The sequence below is a fragment of the Acinetobacter sp. GN11 genome (assembly GCF_054823985.1).
This window is the reverse complement of sequence record NZ_JRVL01000331.1, coordinates 1-1,641: the sequence shown is the minus strand read 5'-3', so window position 1 is coordinate 1,641 and position 1,641 is coordinate 1. Positions and strand designations below refer to the sequence as shown.

Sequence of the window (1,641 nt, the reverse complement as noted above, 5' to 3'; positions counted from 1 at the left end):
AAATCTTTTTGCTCTTTTTTGTCACTATTCAAGAAAAGCTCAACTTTAGATATTATTGAGTCTACTTTTTGATATGAAGTAATAAATACACTAAAATCGAGGCTATCTAGTTGGTTATAATAATTACTAAATTTGAGACTATCTTGTTGTTCTTGTTGAGTATTATAGGTTATCTGCATGGTGGCTCTCAGATTATGTATTATGTTAGAGCTCTGCGATATAATTTCTGCTATATCAGTCCTTAAAGAATTAAGCCAATCTTGTCTATTCTTTGAAGTTAGAATATCTAATTCTTTTTTTCTATCATTTTTAAATGAATTCTCTTGTAATTTTTCTTGGCTTTCAACTAACTTCCCATTTGAGTTTGTCACACTTTTAATAGTTACGTATGCTGATATAAGTGATGTGATGATGGAAACAATTACGGGTATAGCCAGTGCTAAATAATCAGTAACGTTGTCTACTCTTAATTGTATAGGCATTAGAGGGTCAGTATTCTGTACTTTAAAAGCTTGAATATTTGGTGCTTGATTTAAAACTAAAATAGCACCTGAGTTGGTATGACTTGATAATGTTTCTTTTTCTAAAGTTTGCATAGATTTTTTGATCTGAAGCTAAAATAACTATTTTATATTTCATGTACTTATAGTCAACATTATTCTTTGCTAGAAATAAATAGTTTTTAAATATTTTTGATTGCTTAATAATTTTACATTTAGCTATAAATAGATTTTCTGTTTGAATTTTATTAATTTTTTGAATGTACAGTCCTAATGATCAATAATAGTATGGGGGAAGGTGTTTGTGTAAAAGCCCTTTGATTAGTGCTATAACATATATCACTCAGCTCTTAGTTTTTTTATCGCTACCTGAATGTAATTTTCTTCAATAAACTCTATTAACGGGATTAATTTTTTAAAAGCAAACATAAAATTATTAGCAATTACATTGTAACTAGCATCATTATTCATATTCAAACATGTATTCGAGAATCTTCTAAATTCTGATTTAGCTATTTTTAGTTGAATTTTTACTTCTTCATTATCTCCTGAAAATGAATAAAAATTTTCAATTGAAGCAGAAGCTTTTAAGAAGCTGATCCGAATTTCAAGTAACTTTTTTTGTTTATGTTCTTTGAAATCATTAACAGCGTTTTCAAGATGCTTTAGATCGTTAAGATCATATGGAGTTGCAATTTGTCCGTATAACATTGAGATTTGTTCATCAAAAAACTCAAATTTTTCTATCATTATCAATGCCAATTGCACTTCGATTGATTTGTTGTGTTGGACCTTCCAATCATTGAAAAGATATGCTGCGATTATAGCTGCACCAATTGTGGTCAAAGCGGAAAGTATCCCTATTGTTAATGACCAAGCCTCTTTTAAAGGATTGTCAATCGTATTATGAGAATAAAGTAATAGAGTAAAGAAGAAAAAAATAATGCATATTGAAATAATCCAGAAGCAAACATCTATTAATAAAGTCTTAAGTTCAGTTTTCATAATTTAAAAAATATCAATTTTATATCGATTCTAATGCCAGATACTTTTTAAGAGAAGTATTTGTTGGAAATTAACTATAGAAATATAGTTATTTATATATTTTAATTTTACGACATGTCATTGAATGTTTATCCTT

2 protein-coding genes are annotated in these 1,641 nt (G+C 27.6%); both read right to left on the bottom strand.

The window, feature by feature from the left end:
- On the bottom strand, nt 1-596 hold a 596-nt coding region (locus NL42_RS18895; protein ID WP_461313918.1), incomplete at its 3' end, for a hypothetical protein.
- 243 nt (nt 597-839) lie between these two features.
- The gene (locus tag NL42_RS18890; RefSeq protein ID WP_461313917.1) at nt 840-1,505 is read right to left on the bottom strand and encodes a hypothetical protein; all 666 of its coding nucleotides are present in this window, start codon (nt 1,503-1,505) and stop codon (nt 840-842) included.
- Between the last annotated feature and the right edge of the window lie 136 nt (nt 1,506-1,641).

Excerpts from the sequence above, each read along its gene's own strand:
- NL42_RS18890 (WP_461313917.1), bottom strand. The coding sequence starts at position 1,505 with ATGAAAACTGAACTTAAGACTTTATTAATAGATGTTTGCTTCTGGATT.